Origin of the sequence: Moraxella bovoculi 237, assembly GCF_000696305.2 — a bacterium.
Taxonomy (GTDB): domain Bacteria; phylum Pseudomonadota; class Gammaproteobacteria; order Pseudomonadales; family Moraxellaceae; genus Moraxella; species Moraxella bovoculi.
In genome coordinates this window covers 1-21,218 of record NZ_AOMT01000011.1, presented here as the reverse complement: position 1 = coordinate 21,218, position 21,218 = coordinate 1, and the positions used below count along the sequence as shown (strand labels likewise).

The 21,218-nt window shown below is 43.8% G+C and carries 19 protein-coding genes; 18 read left to right on the top strand and 1 reads right to left on the bottom strand.

Annotated elements, in window-relative coordinates; genetic code table 11:
- Window positions 1-257 precede the first annotated feature (257 nt).
- Window positions 258-2,633, top strand: a complete 2,376-nt coding sequence (locus MBO_RS03310; RefSeq protein ID WP_036363654.1) for a helix-hairpin-helix domain-containing protein — start codon at window positions 258-260, stop codon at window positions 2,631-2,633.
- 185 nt (window positions 2,634-2,818) lie between these two features.
- Here MBO_RS03310 and gltA read toward each other — a convergent pair whose 3' ends face one another.
- Window positions 2,819-4,093 carry a citrate synthase gene (gene gltA / locus MBO_RS03305; protein ID WP_036363652.1) on the bottom strand — a complete coding sequence of 425 codons (1,275 nt, stop codon included), beginning with the start codon at window positions 4,091-4,093 and terminating at the stop codon, window positions 2,819-2,821.
- A 934-nt stretch (window positions 4,094-5,027) separates the two neighbouring features.
- Between gltA and sdhC the strand changes: the two genes are divergently transcribed.
- From sdhC to lpdA, 17 genes are all read left to right on the top strand, one after another.
- Entirely contained in the window at window positions 5,028-5,417 is a 390-nt protein-coding gene (sdhC, locus tag MBO_RS03300) for a succinate dehydrogenase, cytochrome b556 subunit (RefSeq protein WP_080702176.1), read from the top strand.
- The gene (gene sdhD, locus MBO_RS03295) at window positions 5,417-5,773 is read left to right on the top strand and encodes a succinate dehydrogenase, hydrophobic membrane anchor protein (protein ID WP_036363646.1); all 357 of its coding nucleotides are present in this window, start codon (window positions 5,417-5,419) and stop codon (window positions 5,771-5,773) included. Before sdhC ends, sdhD begins: the two co-directional genes overlap by 1 nt.
- 49 nt (window positions 5,774-5,822) lie before the next feature.
- Window positions 5,823-7,673 carry a succinate dehydrogenase flavoprotein subunit gene (gene sdhA / locus MBO_RS03290; protein ID WP_036363643.1) on the top strand — a complete coding sequence of 617 codons (1,851 nt, stop codon included), beginning with the start codon at window positions 5,823-5,825 and terminating at the stop codon, window positions 7,671-7,673.
- A gap of 73 nt (window positions 7,674-7,746) precedes the next feature.
- Window positions 7,747-8,457, top strand: a complete 711-nt coding sequence (locus tag MBO_RS03285; protein WP_036363641.1) for a succinate dehydrogenase iron-sulfur subunit — start codon at window positions 7,747-7,749, stop codon at window positions 8,455-8,457.
- Between the two features lie 693 nt (window positions 8,458-9,150).
- A complete protein-coding gene (locus MBO_RS03280) occupies window positions 9,151-9,438 on the top strand; it encodes a hypothetical protein (RefSeq protein ID WP_036363638.1) in 288 nt (95 codons plus the stop codon).
- Between the two features lie 219 nt (window positions 9,439-9,657).
- Window positions 9,658-9,837 carry a hypothetical protein gene (locus tag MBO_RS03275; RefSeq protein ID WP_046699519.1) on the top strand — a complete coding sequence of 60 codons (180 nt, stop codon included), beginning with the start codon at window positions 9,658-9,660 and terminating at the stop codon, window positions 9,835-9,837.
- A gap of 271 nt (window positions 9,838-10,108) precedes the next feature.
- A complete protein-coding gene (locus tag MBO_RS03270) occupies window positions 10,109-10,558 on the top strand; it encodes a hypothetical protein (RefSeq protein ID WP_160169658.1) in 450 nt (149 codons plus the stop codon).
- Between the two features lie 323 nt (window positions 10,559-10,881).
- A complete protein-coding gene (locus tag MBO_RS03265) occupies window positions 10,882-11,304 on the top strand; it encodes a hypothetical protein (protein WP_152545094.1) in 423 nt (140 codons plus the stop codon).
- 86 nt (window positions 11,305-11,390) lie between these two features.
- Entirely contained in the window at window positions 11,391-11,810 is a 420-nt protein-coding gene (locus MBO_RS03260; RefSeq protein ID WP_036363632.1) for a hypothetical protein, read from the top strand.
- Between the two features lie 241 nt (window positions 11,811-12,051).
- Window positions 12,052-12,483 (top strand): hypothetical protein, encoded by a 432-nt coding sequence (locus tag MBO_RS03255; RefSeq protein WP_036363629.1) that lies wholly within the window; start codon window positions 12,052-12,054, stop codon window positions 12,481-12,483.
- 611 nt (window positions 12,484-13,094) lie between these two features.
- Window positions 13,095-13,415, top strand: a complete 321-nt coding sequence (locus tag MBO_RS03250; protein WP_152545093.1) for a hypothetical protein — start codon at window positions 13,095-13,097, stop codon at window positions 13,413-13,415.
- A 55-nt stretch (window positions 13,416-13,470) separates the two neighbouring features.
- Window positions 13,471-14,010, top strand: coding sequence for a hypothetical protein (locus tag MBO_RS03245; RefSeq protein ID WP_036363621.1), 540 nt, complete (start codon window positions 13,471-13,473; stop codon window positions 14,008-14,010).
- Window positions 13,967-14,410 carry a hypothetical protein gene (locus MBO_RS03240; protein WP_152545092.1) on the top strand — a complete coding sequence of 148 codons (444 nt, stop codon included), beginning with the start codon at window positions 13,967-13,969 and terminating at the stop codon, window positions 14,408-14,410. The genes MBO_RS03245 and MBO_RS03240 overlap by 44 nt, the downstream gene beginning before the upstream one ends.
- Before the next feature lie 70 nt (window positions 14,411-14,480).
- Entirely contained in the window at window positions 14,481-15,068 is a 588-nt protein-coding gene (locus MBO_RS03235; protein ID WP_160169657.1) for a C39 family peptidase, read from the top strand.
- 290 nt (window positions 15,069-15,358) lie between these two features.
- Window positions 15,359-18,211, top strand: coding sequence for a 2-oxoglutarate dehydrogenase E1 component (locus MBO_RS03230; RefSeq protein WP_036363615.1), 2,853 nt, complete (start codon window positions 15,359-15,361; stop codon window positions 18,209-18,211).
- An 87-nt stretch (window positions 18,212-18,298) separates the two neighbouring features.
- A complete protein-coding gene (odhB, locus tag MBO_RS03225; RefSeq protein WP_036363613.1) occupies window positions 18,299-19,519 on the top strand; it encodes a 2-oxoglutarate dehydrogenase complex dihydrolipoyllysine-residue succinyltransferase in 1,221 nt (406 codons plus the stop codon).
- 56 nt (window positions 19,520-19,575) lie between these two features.
- The gene (gene lpdA / locus MBO_RS03220; RefSeq protein WP_036363610.1) at window positions 19,576-21,021 is read left to right on the top strand and encodes a dihydrolipoyl dehydrogenase; all 1,446 of its coding nucleotides are present in this window, start codon (window positions 19,576-19,578) and stop codon (window positions 21,019-21,021) included.
- Window positions 21,022-21,218: the final 197 nt, after the last annotated feature.

Genomic DNA, 21,218 nt, shown 5'->3' with positions numbered 1-21,218 from the left:
TACCACTGATTATTATTGTTAGTGTACAACATTGCACAAAAAAATGTAACAAATTTTTGGCTACTTTGCAAAATTTTTCAACCTCTCATCCTTATCATACCATGCCCGCGCCATGAATAAAGCAAAATTTGCAAACGATAACAAATTTTAACTCAATTTCGCCGTTTGGATGAATTTTGCGGTTTTTATGGCTTGGCGACTATGGTAAAATGATAACTATTTTAAGTTCCCATTTTGGATTTTTAAAGAACAAGCCTATGACAGACATCGTCCAGACCCCGATCGATCATGCCGCCATCTATGACAAACTTGCCAAAGAGCACGGTGTAAAGCCAAGTCAAGTGGCGGCATTTGCTGAGCTATTTGGTGAGGGTGCGAGCGTGCCATTCATCGCCCGTTACCGTAAGGAGCAGACAGGCGGTCTGGATGATGCCTTGCTGCGCGCATTGGAAAAAGGCCTGGTGCTACAGCGTGATTTGGCAGCCAGACGCATTAAGATTATTGAGCTTTTGACCGCTCAGAATGCACTGACTGATGAGCTCGTTACTCGCATTGAGGCAGCGAATACTAAGCTTGAATTAGAAGAGATCTATCAGCCTTATCGTCCACGTCGTCGTTCGGTGGCTGCCCGCGCCAGACTGGCAGGACTTGAACCTATCGCACAAGACATCCTGGCGGGTGCAGCACCTAGCGAGGCTTTGGCAGGATTTAGCTGCCCTGAGACTCTGACTGATGAGACCGGCGAGACCTTTGAAGCTGACTTTAAAGACTTTGATAAGCAGCTAGCAGGCGTGCAGGCGATTATCTTAGATACTTGGGCGCAGTCTTTGGATCTGCTTGATGAAGTGCGACTTGGCTTTAATAAGGCGGCCAGCATTCGCTCGGAGCTTGTCGGTGAAGAAAAGCGAGAGGCAGGCGAGAAATTTAAAGATTATTTTGAGCACAGCGAACCATTTGCCAAGCTATCGAACCATCGTCTGCTTGCCATGCTGCGCGGTCGTCAGCAGAATGTGCTGGTGCTACACGTTGATGGCGAAGATGAGCCATTTGTCCAAAAAATCAAAAGCCACTTCGGTGTTGATCAGTCAGCGGTCAACGGCGAATTTTTGGCAGATACGGTCGATAAGCTTTGGCGTGCCAAGTGGCGCAGCCAAATCGAGCACCGCCTATTAACCGAGCGCCGTGTGGCCGCAGAGACCGATGCGATTGGTGTGTTCGCCGAGAATCTAAAGCATCTACTGATGACAGCACCAGCAGGGCGTAAGGTGATTTTGGGCGTGGATCCAGGCATCCGTCACGGTGTGAAGATGGCGGTGATCGATGCCACAGGCGATGTGCTCGCCACCGACACAGCTTATCCATTCGAGCCTTACAATAAAGTCGATGAAGCGCGCAAGATGATCGCAGGTCTGATCAGATCGCATGACGTGGAGCTGGTCGCCATTGGCAACGGCACCGCAAGCCGCGAGAGCGAAAGTTTGGTAAAATCTATCATCGATGATGACAAACTGTCCGCCAAAGCGTTGGTCATCTCTGAGGCAGGTGCGTCTGTATATTCGGCAAGCGAGATTGCAAGCAATGAGCTGCCTAATCTTGATGTGTCCGTTCGCGGCGCCGTATCGATCGCTCGCCGTCTTCAAGATCCGCTGTCTGAGTTGGTAAAAGTTGAGCCAAAGGCGATCGGTGTTGGGCAATATCAGCATGATGTTAACCAAACCGAACTAGAATCTAGCCTCGATAAGGTAACCGAGGACTGCGTGAACGCTGTGGGCGTGGACGTGAACACAGCAAGTCCTGCCATTTTGGCGCACATCGCAGGTCTAAATAAAAATGTTGCACAGCAGATTGTTGATTATCGTCGTACCAATGGCGCCTTCAAAAACCGTGAAGAGCTAAAAGCCGTACCGCGCCTGGGTGTGAAGACCTTTGAGCAGGCGGCAGGTTTCTTGCGCATCAAGGATGGCACGGAGCCATTGGATGCTACTGGCGTCCACCCAGAGAGTTATGGACTGGTGTATGAGATTTTACGTAAAGCGGATAAATCATTAACAGACGTACTAGGTAATGAGGCGGTCGCTAAATCGCTCAATGACAGCGCTGATAATTTTAGCCAACTTGCAACCGTCGTCGCTGAGCTTGCCAAGCCTGCACACGATCCACGCGGAGAATTTAAGACGGCGAAGTTCCGCGATGATGTCAATTCTATCAAGGATCTGACGGTGGGCATGGTGCTAGAAGGTGTGGTGACGAACGTGACTGCCTTTGGCTGCTTTGTCGATGTTGGCGTACATCAAGATGGTTTGGTTCACATCTCAGAGCTTTCCGATGGCTTCGTGGACAATCCTGCGGCTGTCGTTAAGCCTCAGGACATCGTCTGGGTGCGAGTAATCTCAGTTGATGAGGCTCGTGGCCGTATAGGTTTTAGTATGAAATCAGAAGCTGCCAAGGCGGACAAAAAAGCCGATAAGTCAAAAGAAAAAGAAGATCGCAAACCTCGCACATCAGACAAAAAAGTGGATAAGACCAAAGATCGGCGCAGCGAGCGTCGCCGTTCTGATAAATCAGACAAACCAAAAGCTCAAGACAATAAAGTCGGCAGTCTAGGCGCATTATTAAAGCAAGCAGGTCTATAACTGATAAGATAAAACCACAATAAGCCATCAGACGATTCTGGTGGCTTATTTTATAGGTCTTTAAAATTGATACTGGTGCCAGCTGCAAGCGGGCTTAACCAGAGTAGATATTTGGTGTCGCCGACCTGAATTGACAAATCAAAAAAAATCCCCCGAATTTCGGAGGATTTTTAGTAGATGGAAGATTATTTACGATCTTCGATCTTAACGAATTCACGGTGCTTCTCACCAGTGTAACGCTGACGAGGACGACCGATTTTGAATGCTTCTGAGTGCATTTCAGTCCAGTGTGCGATCCAGCCAGCAGTACGCGCTAGTGCGAAGATTACTGTGAACATAGACGTTGGGATGCCGATGGCTTTTAGGATGATGCCAGAGTAGAAGTCTACGTTTGGATATAGCTTACGATCGATGAAGTATTGATCAGACAGAGCGATTTTCTCTAGTTCCATCGCCAGTTGTAGCTTAGGATCGTTCACGCCTAGTGCGCCCAATACCTCGTCACAAGTTTCTTTCATCACTTTGGCACGTGGGTCAAAGTTCTTATAAACACGGTGACCAAAGCCCATTAGCTTAGCTTCTTTAGTCTTAACTTTTTCCATGAATGGCGCAACGTTTTCGATTGAGCCAATTTCATCTAGCATGGTAAGAACTGCTTCGTTCGCACCGCCGTGTGATGGTCCCCATAGAGCAGCGATACCTGATGCGATACACGCATATGGGTTAGCGCCGGTAGAACCAGCAAGACGCACGGTAGAAGTTGATGCGTTTTGTTCGTGGTCGGCGTGTAGAGTGAATATTTTGTCCATTGCTTTAACTAGCACAGGATTTGGCTTGTAATCTACATCGCCTGGGGTTGCGAACATCATGTATAGGAAGTTTTCAGCATAGCTGAAGTCTTTACGTGGATACAGGAACGGTTCGCCGATTGAGTATTTATAGCTCATCGCTGCCAAAGTTGGAACTTTAGCGATCAAGTCTACCGCAGTGTCATCACGGTGTGCTGCATCAGAGATGTCTAGGTGGTTGTGATAGAATGCAGATAGCGCACCAACCACACCGATCATGATTGCCATTGGGTGAGCGTCACGACGGAAGCCTTCGAAGAACTTACGCAGTTGATCGTGTACCGCCATGCGGTCATTGATGCGTGCGTAGAATTTTTCTTTTTGTTCAGTGGTCGGTAGGTCGCCGTATAGTAGCGCGTAGCAGACTTCTAGGTAGTCAGCGTTGCCTGCCAAATCATCGATGGCATAACCACGATGTAGTAGCTCGCCTTTGTCGCCGTCGATATAAGTTAGTGCTGATTCAACAGGTGCAGTTGCCATGAAGCCTGGATCATAAGTCCAAAATCCTGCTTTAGCCACGGCGCTCACGTCCAAAACTGGGCGACCAAGCGTGCTTTCTAGCACTGGCATTTCGTATTCTGTGCCGTCAACGACGAGTTTTACATTTGACATAATAGACCTCTTTTGGGTTGGTTGCGTCCTTGAACTGTATTCATACCGTGGGTGATTGACTATTTTCCTTCACAGACTGACCGGTCCTACAAATACAGAATATCAGACGGGCGTCATCGCATCTATGTTAAGCCTTTAAGCATGGACGCGACATCCTTGTTTAGCTTTATAAAGGTGCACAAACTTAAACAGCGCACACGATTTGGTTGCGATGATAATACAAAAACTTTCACCAACTTACAAGCCTAAATCAAGAAATATTTATCAAAAAATCATTTTAGCGTGATTTGATAAATAAGATTAAGCCGTCAGCGAAAACAGTTGTGCATTAAAACGCAACTATGATTGTAGGGATAATTCACGAACTTGACAAGCTATTTTGGGCTGATGACATTATTTGTAACAATATAAATGCGTACTTTGATAATTTGATAAGTTAAGGATTTGTATAAATATAAGTTTGTTGCTTTTATAACCATGATTTTGTTTAAGTTGAGCTTTGTGCATGTTTTACCCTGATATTGCGATTATTTTTTATTGGTTACAAAAAATTGCCCCTATTTTTACATAAAATGGGGAAATTTATTTGTAAAATTCTCCTAAGCGTTTTATAATTCCAATATTTACCAAACCGCTTTTATAAATGATAATCACTTGCACTGCAAGGCTTTGGGCGATATTGGCTGTTCTTATTTACCCAAACTAAAGAAACTCGTCTATAAAAGTTTATTTTTTGATGGTGTTCGCTGTGTTAGAGTGTCAAAAAATCTCAAAACGCAGATTTGTTTTGCTTTATTAAATACAATCATTAAAAAGTTTAATGGTAAAATCGAACTTTTTAGGGATTTAATAACCCAAAGTAAATGTGCGCCAGGGCAATTGACATACCCTTCAGCCAGCTCTCCTTGCCCTTTTCGGCGTAAATTAGATAAGGATGCCCGCTGTGAAAAGCAACCGACCGATTAACTTACCTCTAAGCCAAGTGATTGCGGTGAACTCAAAGTCGCCAATTGCCATGGCTTCTATTTTGCACCGTGTTTCTGGCATTGTGCTATTTTTACTTGTTCCTGTGATGTTGTGCATTCTGCAGACGTCACTGTCATCACCTGAAGGCTTTGCTTCTGTGTTTGACAATGTATTGCTTCGTTTCGTGGCTTGGATTTTTGTGGCGGCGACAGCATACCACTTCGTGATGGGTATCAAGCACTTGCTTGCTGACCTTGGCATGAATGAAGAATTTAAGTCTGGTAAGACTGCTGCTGTTATTAGCTTTGTGATTGCGGCGATCTTGATTGTGGCTTCGTTTGTATGGGTGATGTTCTAATGGCTAGAAATAATTCAGGTGTTAAAAGCGCAACAGGTCTTACCGGTTCAGGTTCGCGCGATTGGATTTTGCAGCGTATCAGCGCAGTAGTTTTGGCAGTTTATGCTGTTGTTGTGATCGGATTTTTCTTGTTCAATCAAGTAGATTACAACGCGTGGCATGGTTTTATGATGAGCCTGCCAATGAAGCTGTTTAGTCTTGTGGCGATTTTGTCATTGGTGTTTCATGCGTGGGTTGGTATGTGGACAGTATTTACCGACTATGTTAAATCATCAGGTCTGCGCATCGTACTGCAAGCGGCGGTTATCGTCGCTGTTTTGGTGTATCTGTTCTGGGGTGTGATGATTTTTTGGTAATTTACCATTCATCAACGTTTGACAAATTCATAAAATTCTAGGATTTAACATGGCATCAGCACAAGATAATACAATTAATAACATCCCCACGCTAAACTTTGACGCTGTCATCGTCGGTGGCGGTGGCTCTGGTATGCGTGCATCTTTGCAGCTTGTAGAAGGCGGCATGAAGGTGGCGGTACTGACTAAAGTTTTCCCAACTCGTTCGCACACTGTTGCTGCTCAAGGCGGTATTGGTGCATCTTTGGGTAACATGAGTAATGACAACTGGCACTTCCACTTCTATGACACCGTAAAAGGTTCTGACTGGTTGGGTGACCAAGACGCAATCGAATATATGTGCCGCGAGGCACCAAAGGTTGTATATGAGCTAGAGCACATGGGTATGCCATTCGACCGTAATGCAGACGGTACAATCTATCAGCGTCCATTCGGCGGTCACAGTGCTAACTACGGCGAAAAAGCTGTTCCACGTGCCTGTGCTGCAGCTGACCGTACAGGTCACGCGCTGCTGCACACACTATACCAAAAAAACCTTGAGAAAGGCACCCAATTCTTCGTTGAGTGGATCGCTCTTGACCTGATCAAAGATGCTGACGGTAACATCAATGGTGTGGTTGCGCTAGATCAAGAAACAGGCAACATCTCTGTATTCCAAGCTCAAACTACCGTACTAGCGACAGGTGGTGCAGGTCGTATCTTCCGCGCTTCTACCAATGCCTACATTAACACAGGTGATGGTCTGGGCATGGTTGTGCGTGCAGGCATCCCGCTACAAGATATGGAATTCTGGCAATTCCACCCAACAGGTGTGGCAGGCGCTGGCGTACTATTGACTGAAGGCTGTCGTGGTGAAGGTGCAATCCTTCGTAATAAGCACGGCGAAGCGTTCATGGAGCGTTATGCCCCAACTCTAAAAGACCTTGCGCCGCGTGACTTCGTATCACGTTCTATGGACCAAGAGATCAAAGAAGGTCGCGGCTGTGGTCCCAATGGCGACTACATTGTGATGGACATGACCCACTTAGGTCACGCCGAGATCATGAAGCGCCTGCCTTCTGTATTTGAGATCAGTCATAACTTTGCGAACGTTGACATCACCAAAGAGCCTGTTCCTGTTGTACCTACCATTCACTACATGATGGGCGGCATCCCAACCAACATCCACGGACAAGTAACTGTACCTGTTCTAGATGGTAACGTTGATGAACAAGGCCTATACACTGAAGGTCGCGTGATCAAAGGTCTGTATGCGATCGGTGAGTGTGCGTGTGTGTCTGTACACGGTGCGAACCGTCTAGGTACGAACTCACTACTTGACTTGGTGGTATTTGGCCGCGCAGCAGGTCAGCACATCCTTGATGAATTCGCGAAGTCTGACCGCGGTTACAAGCCGCTAGATCCACGCGTACTTGACTACACTCAAGGTCGTCTTGATAAGCTACAAAACTCAACCGAAGGCTACAATGCCCAAGAAGTTGCTGATGAGATCCGTTCTATCATGCAATCACACGCAGGCGTATTCCGTACCCAAGCGTTGATGGACGAAGGCGTAGAGAGAATTTTAGCTCTGGCACCAAAAGTTGAGCAAATCCACCTAAAAGACAAATCAGCTGTCTTCAACACCTCACGTATCGAAGCGCTAGAAGTGGCGAACTTGTATGAAGTTGCTAAGGCGACCATGCTATCAGCTGCTCTACGTCACGAGTGCCGTGGTGCGCACAGCGTACTAGATTATGAGCGTCCTGCTGATGACGACTATGCACCGCTGGGACGTAATGACCACGAATGGATGAAGCACACGCTTTGGTACTCTGAAGGTAACCGTGTGATTTATAAGCCAGTTCGCAAGAAGCCTCTAACTGTGGATTACTGTGAGCCACGCGTTCGTACGTTCTAATTTTTAACAATTAACAAAACGCTTGGGCAAAAGCCAAACTGCCAGACGCCCAAGCCAATTGCGGAGAAAGACAATGAGTCGAGGCAAGCGCATTGTAGAGATTTATCGCTACGACCCAGACAAAGACAACGCCCCATACATGCAGACTTACGAAATCGAACTTCTAGATTCTGATCGTATGCTTCTTGATGTTCTGCTACGTCTTAAAAAAATCGACGAGACCCTAACTTTCCGTCGCAGCTGCCGTGAGGGCATCTGTGGTTCTGATGGTATGAACATCAACGGTAAGAACGGTCTTGCATGTCTGATCAACATGAACACCTTACCAAATAAAATCGTCGTACGTCCACTACCTGGGCTACCAGTGATTAAAGATTTGGTGGTAGATATGAACCAATTCTACGCTCAGTATGAAAAAGTTCATCCGTTCTTGATCAACGATCAACCTGCACCACCAAAAGAGCGTTTACAATCACCAGAAGATCGTGAGAAACTAAACGGTCTATATGAATGTATTCTATGTGCATGCTGCTCAACCTCATGCCCATCATTCTGGTGGAATCCTGATAAGTTCCTGGGTCCATCGGCACTACTGAATGGCTATCGTTTCATCATTGACAGCCGTGACAGCGACACCCAAGCTCGTTTGGCACGTCTGGATGACCCATTTAGCCTGTTCCGTTGCCGTGGCATTATGAACTGTGTGTCTGTATGTCCTAAGGGTCTAAACCCAACTAAGGCAATCGGACACATCCGTAACATGCTGCTTGATGTGGCGGGCTGATCATCATTTGCCCAAAAGCCCTGCCATTTGGTGGGGTTTTTTGTTGCTGATAAAGTTATTGATGGCAAGAGGTGTAAAATGTACATTTGTCCAAACAACCTTGATAAATCAAAAAACAACTATAATACCACGCAAGTCAGCACAATCGTACTCTATCAAGTCTTGCTGACGGATAAGGCTTGTATTTTTATGTTAAGGAAAATCTCATGAAAAAAATTCTCAATCCTTGCACTGACTGCAACCACTGCCATTACTCCTGCTTTTGCAGAAGTAAACTCTTATGCCACACCAAGCGTTACACAATCTACCGTTTCACTTGATGTTATGGATACATCAGCCACCACTTCACAAGCGGATTTGTCTTTTGCGTTTGATGATGTAGAAAACTTACAAACTGTTGCCATGACAGATAAGTAGATGGCAGAGATGGAGGGGGCTTTTATACCCATTATTTTGAATGTGGGAGGTCGTTTTGTTACAAATCAACTAGCTAAACATTATATTAGTAATGCTGGTTTGGTTTATGGTACATATACTTGGGGTAAAAGCCAAGGTAATAGTAATAAAGGTAAGTAGTTGTACTGCTTGTTTGTTGAGTAGCTTGGTAAGACTTAATCTGCTTATTTGTTTAAAACAGGCAGGTTAAGTTTAATTATTTTTTCTTTGCATCATAGTTAATATAATTGGATTATTATGAATTTTATAAAAAAACAATTAAGTTGTGATAAAAATTGTATAAACAACTTAGAGCATCAGTCTAGATGTATTGATTGTGAAAAAAAGTTACAGATATTGGGATATTTTCTGTTAAGTTTGTTGATTGTGATTGTCTTGGTTGGTGCTTACTGGCAAAATACGGTTGTATCTTTATTTGGTTTTATAGCGATTTTATTGTATAAATTATTTTCTTATCAAATTGAGCGTTTATTTTATAGTTTGGTTGTTAAAAAGTTATCAAAAGATAAAAATCAAACAAACTAAATAAAAATTATAAAAAACACCTGACATATACAACTGTGTTTTTTGCTATCGTACACAATAACTACACTAAATATACTACATTAGTGTAGTTATTGACTATCAGTGCCATACTGATAGCTTTTCCTAATGTTAATAAAGAAAAGTTTTATGAAAAAAACTATCAATCCTAGCACTAAGTGCTACTATTATTAGCGCCCGTGTTTTTGCAGAAACAACTGTTTGTCTATACCAAGTACTGCCCTAAGTGTAGAATTATCTAGTCAAACGACTCAAGCAACCGACCTATCGTTTGCTTTTGAGGATATCCAAAACTTACAAGCAGTCGCAATGACTGATAGCGAGATGCAGGAGACGGAGGGGGCGGTTGCTCCTATCTATGCACTTGGTGTTTTGCAATGAATACAGGTAGGTTTATTGCAACACGCTATGTTTCTAGAAGTATTGCTGTAAATGCGGCACGCAAAGGTTGTAATCTCATGTGTTAGGTACATCACAACAGGCGAAAAGTTTGGCAAATTAGGCGTACGGCAAAAGCAATGTTACTCGACATGGACCGAGTGGACATCGAAAACATGTTGATTATTCTCATTATCAACCGACAATACGAAAAATAAATGGCATGGAAAATAAAGGACATATTTTTTTATGGCAATCAATATCGTAGATGATTTTGAATGGTTATTTATTGATGGTATTTTTGAGGCATAAAATGTTTTTTGAGATACAACCTTTTGAGAGTATGGAAAAGCACTCTTTTCGTCTGGCCAATCATTACCTATCAAAAGATGTAAAAAATAACAGTCTTACTGGCTGGGCTTGGGAATTGAGTGATTGTCAGACCATCATTGATGGAGAATTGCTTAATGATAGCCTGCCCAAAAAACAGCTCAAAGATATCTATAAGGACATACAAAGAGGAAAGATTATTGCCAAATACCAAAGATGTCTAAATCAAGATGGGGAATTATTTTTGCATGATGTTTTTGATAAGGTTGGTAGTTTTACATTTTCTATTTATGAGGAAGATAGCAGACCGTCTAATATTGCCAAAAAGATAAGCATAAAAGACTTAAGAGCGGGTTTTGTCATAGATACTGGTGTTGTCTTATTGGTGGCATAGGATGGGCAAGGTCCACTCTGCTTAATTGGTCAAAGCATATTATTTATGGAAATCCAAAATGAAAGTTAATAATTTATTATCTATTGTGCTTATTTTTCCACTCATCGCCCACGCCGACCTACCCCTCACAATAGAAGATATCTTGGCGGATAAAAGTCGCTGAACAATAAATACAGAAATAAAAGCAATGAATTTTAACCAGTAAAAAATCACAAGAAGTGTTTGACAAAGCAAAAGAATACTATAGTATCATTCAAATCAGAACAACTGTACTTTAACAAGCCTTGCTGATGGCTGGGACTTGTAATTTAAGGAAAAATATTGTGAAAAAATTTTCAATCCTAGCACTAAGTGCTACTATTATCACCGCCCCTGCTTTTGCAGAGACGACTGTTTATCAAGCCATACTAAGCACCACACCAAGTGTAGAATTATCTACTCAACCAACCCAGGAAGCCGATTTATCGTTTGCTTTTGATGATATAGAAAATTTGCAAGCCACCGATATGACACTTGCAGAGATGCAGGAGACGGAAGGAGCGGTTGCTCCATTGGTGGCAATAGGGGTGATTCATGGTGGGCGTTTTATAGCACAAAGATGGGTAACGCAGAGAGTTGCTGGTGCTGCTCTATCAAAAGGTGCGAATATCTACACGAGAAACTCTCAACAAGCCAAAGCAATTGCAAATCAAGCATGGGGACGGCAAAATATTATTCGGCATGGAAAAAAAGGAGCTGCACTCTAATTATTCGCATTACCAGCATACAAACCAAAAATACAGAGGTCATGCTTTTTTATGGAAAACGACATAGATAAATTAAGATAAAGAAGATGTTTTTTGAAATTGCCTGTGCAAGGTCTAATAATAAACATTGCCTTTTAAGGGAAGCAAGATTTTTTTTACAATGTGAAAAAAATAATCATCTTTATTATAGAAAAACGGTCAATAATGAAGATGGTATAATACAGAAATGTTTTATTATTGAAGACATGATTGTTACGCACTCATCGAATCCAAAACTTTTTAACAACTGCATAAAAATGGACTTAAGAAATAAATGTATTTATCCATCGATGTTTTTGTTATCAAACAGTATTATCAATATATTAAAAAAATTACAAGAAGATAAAACTTTTTTATCTTTTTCCTACTCTGAAGATTTTGCAAATATGCAAACTCATAAAATAGGCATGATAAATGAAAAAGCTATTTTTGTAGAGTTCAATAATTTATATATCGTTTGCGCATGAGCAAACTGGATGTCAACTTTGATATTGTAATCTGCCTAAATCATCAGCGACTATGCAGCTTGGAGCGATAAGTTGATTCACCAAGAAATGATTGATATCATGGATTGGTTTAAAAGTACAAGCGTAGTATCAAACCTCTTGACAAAGCAAAAGAATTACTAATATCATGCAAGTCAGCACAACTGTACTCTAACACCAAGTCTTGCTGACGGTTGAGACTTGTAATTTAAAGAAAAATATTATGAAAAAATTGTCAATCCTAGCAATTACTGATACTATCGCCACCGCCCCTGCATTTGCAGAAATAACTGTTTATCAAACTATACCAAGCACCACACCAAGCGTAGAGTTATCTACCCAATTTAATGAAGCAACCGATTTATCGTTTGCTTTTGATGACACCCAAAACTTACAAGCTGTTGCTATGACTGATAAGGAGATGGCAGAGACGGAAGGAGCATGGGTTCCTTATGCGGTTGGAGGGGCAATAGGCGGTATTAGCTATATATCGGGCTGTGCTTATACAAAGTGCACTGCGGCAGGTCTAGGTAAGTCTGTTGTTGGAGGTGCGTTGGTGCCTGTGCGTGGTGCTCAAGCCATATATGGCGCATCTAAAGTAGCATTTGCTGGGGGTACAATTAATGGTGTTGGAAACCGCAAAGGCTGGTGGTAACTTTGTTGAAGGGTAAAATCCTAAAGAAAGTTAGAAATTTGGTTAAGCACTTAACCAAATTTCACGCTTTTTTAGTTGTCTTAATTTTATTTTCTTATCGCCCCTGCGATGATGTTTTGGCTTCGAGTTTTTTATTGTCAATATTGTTTGTGTTTTTAATCGGCTCTTTTTTTATAAATGACTATTTTAAAAGCCCTATGTTTTTTACCATTCAGACGGAAAATTATATTGAAGATTTTCTACTGAATTATTCTTTGTTAATCGCTATTATCTTAACTCCGCTTGTTAGATTGGTAGTCTTTAATGATAATAATGTATTGTGCTAATCTTTTAGAATTTGATTCAAAGGTAGTGGTCCAAAAAGTATGCTGAACTAGGTTTTTCGTTGACCCTGAGCCTATCGAAGGGTAGGACAACCGTTAGGTTTCCCAAGCTCACCACGAACGGTTTTCCTTGTAGCATACTTTTTGGACCAGAGCTGAAAAGTAATTGTTTGTTATCTTATTTTAAACATATTGCCATATTTTTTATAAGATTATTGATTGACTTGTTAAGCTTAAATTAATTTTAGGATGTAGTCATGATTATTAAAATCAAACTGCTTAATGGTCATGTTGCAGACACATCGTTTTTGTAAATGGTCATTACTTGGCAAAAGACAAAAAAACAATGCTTTTGTTTGCATTGCTACGGATTTGCTAAAACATGAACTAAAATCCATTTTTGGCGATGTGCTTAATTTGACTTGGCATAAAGCGATAAAAGAAATAAAAAAAGGTACTGCATATTCTGAATATGCATTAAAGCAAGAAAGTGCGGCTTTGTTAAAAGATATCCATAGGTATTATGGAGCTTTTGAACTGACTTTTTTTGAAGAAAGCCCAAAAGATGCTTATTCATCAATCAAAAGAATTAAACATTGGGAATATTGATACCAATTATCCCATAAAGATAAATAGTGTAATTAGGATAGTTTGAGATGATATTATGAGATTGAAACTTTTATTGCTAACTTTAACCATATTGCCACTCATCACCCACGCCGACCTACCTCTTACGGTTGATGACATTTTGGCGGATAAAAACCGCTTTAAATTGGATACCGAACTTAGCTATTTTAATCAACAAAAAACATCGGCGGTGGCACAAGGCTTTAACAGCGTAGACTTAGGCGGTGGACGAACGGTTTATCTGCCCAATATTGGCGAGAGCAATACCAATACCGATAGCCTAATTGCATCTTTTGGAATGCGTTATGGTGTGAGTGATAGACTAGAAATGGGTATTAAGGCTAACGGTGTCTATCGCAATGACCGTCATCAAAATGGTGCGGATTTATCAAAGTCAAGCGATACAAGCCTAAATGATGTGAGCCTAGCCACCCAATACCAAATCATCAAAAACCATAAAACCTTGCCAGATGGCTTGATGTTTGGCGAATTATCGCTTTATGACAACACACAAGGGCTAAAAAGCAGAAGTGGTGCATCAGCACTCATTGGATTTTACCACTTATACGGTCAATGACCCCATCGTACTTAGTCTGACGGGGACTTATCAATATCAGGCAAATCGTGAGACCAATGCAAGTAATCGTGTGGATTTGGGCGATACAGCGATGTTAAACGGTATGGTAGGTTTTGCGGTCAATCCTGATATTACGCTGACAGGCGGTGTGAGTGTTCGCCACAAATGGGCGGACAAAAACGACTTTGGTAACATAGAAAACAACCAAACACAAACCTCTTTAAATCTTGGTTTGGCTTATGCACTAAGTGCAAGAAGTAACTTGACTGCCAATGTTCGCACACCAATTTCAGGAGCTAGCGGTAGTACGGTATCGGTCGGATTGACCACCAAGATTGGGGAGTTGCCACCGCCTTTATCTCAAAAATACCGCCAAGCCCAAAAACAAAATGCCAAATAAGGCTTTAATGGCTAAGATTGTAATCGTAATGAAAAAAGCTCTTTTATTTATAGTTGCTTTTAGCATAAATTTGGCTTATGCAGATTGGCATACACCCAAAACACTTAGCACAAAGACCGCTTACACCGATATTAAAAATAGCAAAGTTGCCAAGCAAGATGTGGACTATTCTTGTGGTGCATCATCGCTTTCTACCATTTTAACTTACTTTTATCAAACGCCTAAAACAGAACAGCAGATTTTGGACGATATGGCATTAGATGATGTGATGTCATCGTTTTTGGATTTGGCAAAGGTCAGTGAAAAATATGGTTTTACTTCTCGTGGTGTAATGATGGATTATGACACACTTACCAAGCTTAAAATTCCTGCCATTGTTTATGTCAATCACAAACGAAGCGACCATTTTAGTGTGGTGCGTGCCATTGATGAGTACAATGTCTATTTGGCGGATAGTAGCTGGGGCAATCGCACACTCACACGCCGTCAGTTTGAAAAGATGTGGCTTACCACCGACAATCAAAGTAAGGGTAAGGTTTTGTTAATCTTACCCACCACCGACACCCAAAAAAATCTTGCCGGTACCACTTTTACTGCTATCGTTGATACCCAAAAACTACTCAAACAAACCCCTGCGTTATTTTGGCGGTTCTTGTAACTTGGGCTGATTTTTGATGTTTTTGGTATTTTTAGAGTTTGTCATTACGCTTGTATTAGTATTTAAACCTAGCAAAATTTTTTTTGCTATACCGCAGTTTTTGGACAAGTTTTCTAAAAAATTTCCCTTATTCACATTTTAAAACTCTTTGCAACTTGTTATGTTTTGCCAAATGGCGTAAACTATGCACAGTATGGTATTTTTTTATAAATTCGACAGTTTGATTGGCTTTTTAAGTGATGATTTAAAAAACCAATCAAGAAAACACCATTGACTGAGAGTGTTAAATTATGACAAAAAGTAGCAAAGATACGGTGGCCTATCAAAGCACCGAACTCACCGCAGATGGTGCAGCGTATGTTGAGGCGTTGTACGAGGACTATTTGGCGGATAAGGCAAGTGTGAGCATCGAGTGGCAAAAATACTTTGCCGATTATGAGCAAGCAGGCGATGCCCCGCACAACGCGATCAAAGAGCAGTTCTTGCTACTTGCCCGCAACCAAACAAACGCCCGTCCTGGTCAAGCCCAAGGCGGCAGCACTGACTGCGACCCTAAACAAATGGCAGTTCAGCAGTTGATCTCTGCTTATCGTCGTCGTGGTCATCGCAAAGCTCAGCTTGACCCATTGGCACTACAGCAGCGTGCACCTGTTGAAGATTTGACCTTGGCTTATCATGGTCTGTCTGAAGCAGATCTTGACACGACTTTCCCAACCAGCGATCTTGCCATCGGTAAATCTGAAGCAACCCTACGCGAGATTATTGAGATTCTAGAGCGTGTGTATTGTGGCAGTATTGGCTATGAATACATGCATGTATTCACAGCGACCGAGAAACGTTGGTTCGAAAATTATATCGAATCAAACCACGGCCATATCCGCTTCGATAAAGACAAAAAACTAGAAATCTTTGACCGTCTAACCGCTGCCGAAGGTCTGGAAAAATACCTTGCGCGTAAATATACCGGCGTGAAGCGCTTCGGTCTAGAAGGGGGCGAGAGCTTCATTCCTGCTGTGCACGAGATGATTCAGCGTGTTGGCGGCTATGGCGCCAAAGAAGTCGTTATTGGCATGGCACACCGCGGTCGTCTGAACCTACTTGTGAACATCATGGGTAAGAACCCGTCTGTACTGTTTGATGAATTTGACGGTAAGATCCAGCCTACCGTTGGTTCTGGTGACGTAAAATACCACAACGGTTTTAGCTCGAACGTCGTTACCAAGGGTGGTGAGCTGCACTTGGCATTGGCGTATAACCCATCGCATCTAGAGATCGTCTCTCCGGTGATGCTGGGCTCAGTGCGTGCGCGTCAAGCTCGTCGTTCTGAAGGATACGGCTATGACATCGATAACAGCACGGTGATGCCAATTGTGGTGCACGGTGATGCTGCGTTTGCCGGTCAAGGTGTTAACCAAGAAACTTTCCAAATGTCACAAACTCGTGCCTACAAGACAGGCGGTACGCTGCATGTTGTGATTAATAACCAAGTTGGCTTCACCACATCACGCCCAGAAGACGCGCGTTCTACTGAGTACTGTACTGACGTAGCGAAGATGGTTCACGCACCTGTTATCCATGTTAATGGTGACGATCCTGAAGCGGTGGTATTTGCCTCTCAGCTATTGGTAGATTATCGCCAAGAATTCGGTCGTGACATCGTGCTTGACATCGTCTGCTATCGCCGTAACGGCCACAACGAATCAGACGAGCCGTCAGCCACTCAGCCATTGATGTATCAAATTATCAAAAAACTACCAACCACTCGCACCAGATATGCTGAGCAGTTGACAAAAGAAAACGTACTGACCAAAGAAGAGTCAGCACAAATCGAAGATAACTACCGCGTGGCACTTGACAACGGTCAAGACGTGGCCCAAGGTCTGGCGACAGAACCTGATACCAGCCTATTCGTTGACTGGACGCCTTATGTGGGTCACAAGCTAGAAGACGACTGGGAAACTGGCGTTGACATCGAGAAGCTAAAATCTTATGGTCAAGCCATGGCAAAAGTGCCAGAAGGCTTTGAACTACAGCGTCAGGTCGCCAAAGTTCTAGCACAACGTCTTGCCATGCAGACGGGCGAAGAGCCACTAAACTGGGGCGCTGCTGAGACATTGGCATATGCATCTTTGGTTGATGAAGGTCTGCTTGTACGTATCACAGGTGAAGACGTGGGTCGTGGTACATTCTCGCACCGTCATTCTGAACTTTATAACCAAAAAGACGGCAGCATGTACATCCCGCTCCAGCACATCCGCGAAGGTCAAGCACGTTTTGCTACCTATAACTCGCTACTGTCAGAAGAAGCAGTACTTGCCTTTGAATACGGCTATGCGACCACAGTGCCAAATGCACTGATCGTATGGGAAGCGCAGTTTGGCGATTTTGCTAACGGTGCTCAGGTTGTGATTGACCAGTTCATCGCAAGTGGTGAGACTAAGTGGCAGCGTCTGGCTGGCTTGACCATGCTATTGCCGCACGGCTTTGAAGGTCAAGGCCCTGAGCACTCATCAGCACGTCTAGAGCGTTATTTGCAACTGTGTGCTGAAGACAACATGCAAGTGATTACACCGACCACACCAGCACAGATCTTCCATGCGCTACGCCGTCAGGTTATCCGCCCTGCGCGTAAGCCATTGATCGTAATGTCACCTAAGTCATTGCTTCGTCACCCGCTTGCGACATCGACGCTTGATGAGCTTGCAAATGGTAAGTTTGAAACTGTACTGCCAGAGATCGATGCATTGGACAACAGCAAAGTAACTCGCCTTGTGCTATGTGGTGGCAAGGTATACTACGAGCTTCTGGATCAGCGCCGTAAACTGGGTCTAGATCACGTGGCGATCGTACGTATCGAGCAGCTATATCCGCTACCAGAAGCGCGCATCTTATCAGAGTTCGCGAAGTATCCAAGCCTAGCTGATGTCGTGTGGGCGCAAGAAGAGCCACTAAACCAAGGTGCTTGGTACTATCTATTGCCTGAGATGTATCGCATCATGGCGACTCAGTCAGCCAACTTGGCAACGCCTGCAACACGTCCTGCAGCGGCAGCACCTGCGACCGGCTCTCCGAAGATCCACAATGCTCAGCAGCAAGCCCTAATCGCTGATGCGCTAGGCGTGACAGTAGAACAATTGCAATAATTCATCAGCCAAACTGACCAAAGGTAGTCGGTTTGGCATTATTTATGATTTTTATATTAAAATTTGACATAAACGTAGGAGTTTATCATGGCTGAAATTAAAGCCCCAGTATTCCCAGAATCGGTACAAGATGGCACCATCGTAGAATGGCACGTTGCCGAAGGCGAGCAAGTATCACGTGACCAACTGCTTGCAGAAATCGAGACCGATAAAGTTGTTCTAGAAGTTGTTGCACCTGATGATGGCGTTGTAACCAGCATCGTAAAAGGCGTAGATGACACCGTACTATCTGCTGAAGTTATCGCGCAATTCGAAGCGGGTGCAACTGCTGAACCCAAAGCAGGTAATGCAGAAGAACTGTCAAAAGAAGAAGCTGATAAAGGCACCACCATTGATCCTGCAAGCGTTGCTGCACCAGTACAGCCAAAAGGCGCTGAAGGTGACTTTAAAGATCAAAGCCCAGCCGTTCGTAAAGCTGCCAAAGAAACTGGCGTAAACCCTGCTGATGTAGAAGGCAGTGGCCGTGGCGGTCGTGTGACTAAGTCTGACATGATTAACCCAACGCTAAAAACCACTTCTGGTAGCGTTATCGCGACAGCTGTTGGTGAGCGTGCTGAGACTCGCGTACCGATGACTCGTCTACGTAAGCGTATCGCTGAGCGTCTATTGTCTGCTACTCAAGAAACCGCAATGCTAACTACGTTCAATGAAGTGAACATGAAACCGTTGATGGACTTGCGTGCCAAATACAAAGACCAATTTGAAAAACGTCACGGCGTCAAATTGGGCTTCATGTCGCTGTTCGTTAAAGCAGCTACCGAAGCATTGAAGCGTTTCCCTGCGGTTAATGCGTCTATTGATGGCGATGACATTGTGTATCACGGCTACTATGACGTGGGCGTGGCGGTGTCAAGCGACCGTGGTCTGGTTGTACCTGTTCTACGTGACACTGACAGCATGGGTCTTGCCGACATCGAAGGCGGCATCCGTGACTATGCGGTTAAAGCGCGCGAAGGTAAATTGGCAATCGAAGAGATGACCGGTGGTACATTCACCATCACTAACGGTGGTGTGTTCGGTTCACTATTATCTACGCCAATCATCAACCCACCACAAACTGCCATTCTAGGCATGCACGCCATCAACGAACGCCCAATGGCGGTAAATGGCGAAGTGGTTATCTTACCAATGATGTACCTAGCTCTATCTTATGACCACCGTCTGATCGATGGTAAAGATGCGGTTCAATTCTTGGTAGCCATCAAAGAGTTGATTGAAGACCCAGCGCGTCTAATCCTAGATCTATAATAAAAACAATGCCTATCGCAAGGTAGGCATCTTTCATTAAAAAAGAGAGAATAATCATGAAAAATTCATACGACTTAGTTGTAATTGGTGGTGGACCTGGTGGCTATGAAGCTGCCATCCGCGCTGCTCAGCTCGGCTTTAGCACCGCTTGTATCGAAAAACGCATCCACAAAGGCGAACCTGCACTTGGTGGTACTTGCCTAAACGTGGGCTGCATCCCATCAAAAGCACTGCTTGACAGCTCGCACCGCTATGAGGCGACCCGCCACGAACTTGCCGAACACGGTATTACCACAGGTGATGTGGCGATCGACGTCGCTAAGATGCTAGAGCGCAAGGACAGCATCGTGAAAGGCTTGACCGCAGGTGTGGCAGGTCTATTAAAAGGCAATGGTGTGGACTGGCTACAAGGCGTGGGTACACTACTTGATGGTAAAGCTGCTGAAAAGCAAGTGAAATTCACTGCTCATGACGGCACTGAAACAACCATCACTGCTAAGTACGTTATCCTAGCGGCAGGCTCCGTGCCAATCGAAATCCCAGTTGCCAAGACTGACGGTGAGTACATCGTAGACTCAACTGGCGCGCTAGAGTTCAAAGAAGCACCAAAACGTCTTGGTGTGATTGGTGCTGGCGTGATTGGTCTTGAGCTTGGTTCAGTATGGCGTCGCTTGGGTTCTGAGGTGGTGGTATATGAAGCCATGCCAGAATTCCTAGCGGTCGCTGACAAAGACATCTCAAAAGAAGCCGCTAAGCTACTTAAGAAACAAGGTCTAGACATCCGTGTAGACACCAAAGTTACCAATGCTGAAGTAGTCAATGGCGAAGTAGTAGTTACTACTGACGTTAAAGGCGAGACTAAGACTGAGACTTTTGATAAGCTCATCGTCTGCGTGGGTCGCCGTGCATACAGCGAAGCACTACTGGCTGATGGCTGTGGCATTGAGCTGACCGAACGAGGTTTGGTGGCGGTTGATGATCAGTGCAAAACCAACCTAGATGGTGTGTATGCCATCGGTGATTTGGTGCGTGGACCGATGCTGGCTCATAAAGCGATGGAAGAGGGCATGATGGCGGTAGAACGCATTCATGGCGAAAAAGCCCAAGTAAACTACGATACCATCATCAGTGTGATTTATACGCATCCTGAGATTGCGTGGGTGGGCTTGACCGAAGAGCAAGCAAAAGCCCGTGGGCATGAAGTTAAAACTGGCTCGTTCAGCTTAGCTGCTAACGGTCGTGCGTTGGCACAAGGTGAGGGTCAAGGTCTCATTAAGGTCGTGGCAGATGCCAAGACTGATCGCCTACTAGGCATGCACATGGTGGGTGTGGGTGCAGGCGACATCGTTCATCAAGGCATGATTGCGCTTGAGTTTGTGTCTAGCGTTGAAGATTTGCAGCTGATGACCTTTGCACACCCAACCGTATCTGAAGCAGTGCATGAAGCGGCACTGTCTGCAGATGGTCGTGCGATTCACGCCATCCAACGCAAAAAACGCTGATTGACTTTCTCAATAAAAAACACCCATCATAGGGTGTTTTTTATGGCAATGTTTTAAGATGCTCAAATCGCTGGACGAAGTTTTGATTTCACTGCCAATCCCAAACGCATTTTAATAGGGTCTAAAAGGTAGTTTGGTATGTTATTTTGAGTTGGTTTGGGTACCAAAGTGCGTGAAATTAGATTTGATATAAAAAA

Coding starts and splice junctions, on each gene's coding strand:
- MBO_RS03310 (WP_036363654.1), top strand. CDS start 258: ATGACAGACATCGTCCAGACCCCGATCGATCATGCCGCCATCTATGAC.
- gltA (WP_036363652.1), bottom strand. CDS start 4,093: ATGTCAAATGTAAAACTCGTCGTTGACGGCACAGAATACGAAATGCCA.
- sdhC (WP_080702176.1), top strand. CDS start 5,028: ATGCCCGCTGTGAAAAGCAACCGACCGATTAACTTACCTCTAAGCCAA.
- sdhD (WP_036363646.1), top strand. CDS start 5,417: ATGGCTAGAAATAATTCAGGTGTTAAAAGCGCAACAGGTCTTACCGGT.
- sdhA (WP_036363643.1), top strand. CDS start 5,823: ATGGCATCAGCACAAGATAATACAATTAATAACATCCCCACGCTAAAC.
- MBO_RS03285 (WP_036363641.1), top strand. CDS start 7,747: ATGAGTCGAGGCAAGCGCATTGTAGAGATTTATCGCTACGACCCAGAC.
- MBO_RS03280 (WP_036363638.1), top strand. CDS start 9,151: ATGAATTTTATAAAAAAACAATTAAGTTGTGATAAAAATTGTATAAAC.
- MBO_RS03260 (WP_036363632.1), top strand. CDS start 11,391: ATGTTTTTTGAAATTGCCTGTGCAAGGTCTAATAATAAACATTGCCTT.
- MBO_RS03255 (WP_036363629.1), top strand. CDS start 12,052: ATGAAAAAATTGTCAATCCTAGCAATTACTGATACTATCGCCACCGCC.
- MBO_RS03250 (WP_152545093.1), top strand. CDS start 13,095: ATGTTGCAGACACATCGTTTTTGTAAATGGTCATTACTTGGCAAAAGA.
- MBO_RS03245 (WP_036363621.1), top strand. CDS start 13,471: ATGAGATTGAAACTTTTATTGCTAACTTTAACCATATTGCCACTCATC.
- MBO_RS03230 (WP_036363615.1), top strand. CDS start 15,359: ATGACAAAAAGTAGCAAAGATACGGTGGCCTATCAAAGCACCGAACTC.
- odhB (WP_036363613.1), top strand. CDS start 18,299: ATGGCTGAAATTAAAGCCCCAGTATTCCCAGAATCGGTACAAGATGGC.
- lpdA (WP_036363610.1), top strand. CDS start 19,576: ATGAAAAATTCATACGACTTAGTTGTAATTGGTGGTGGACCTGGTGGC.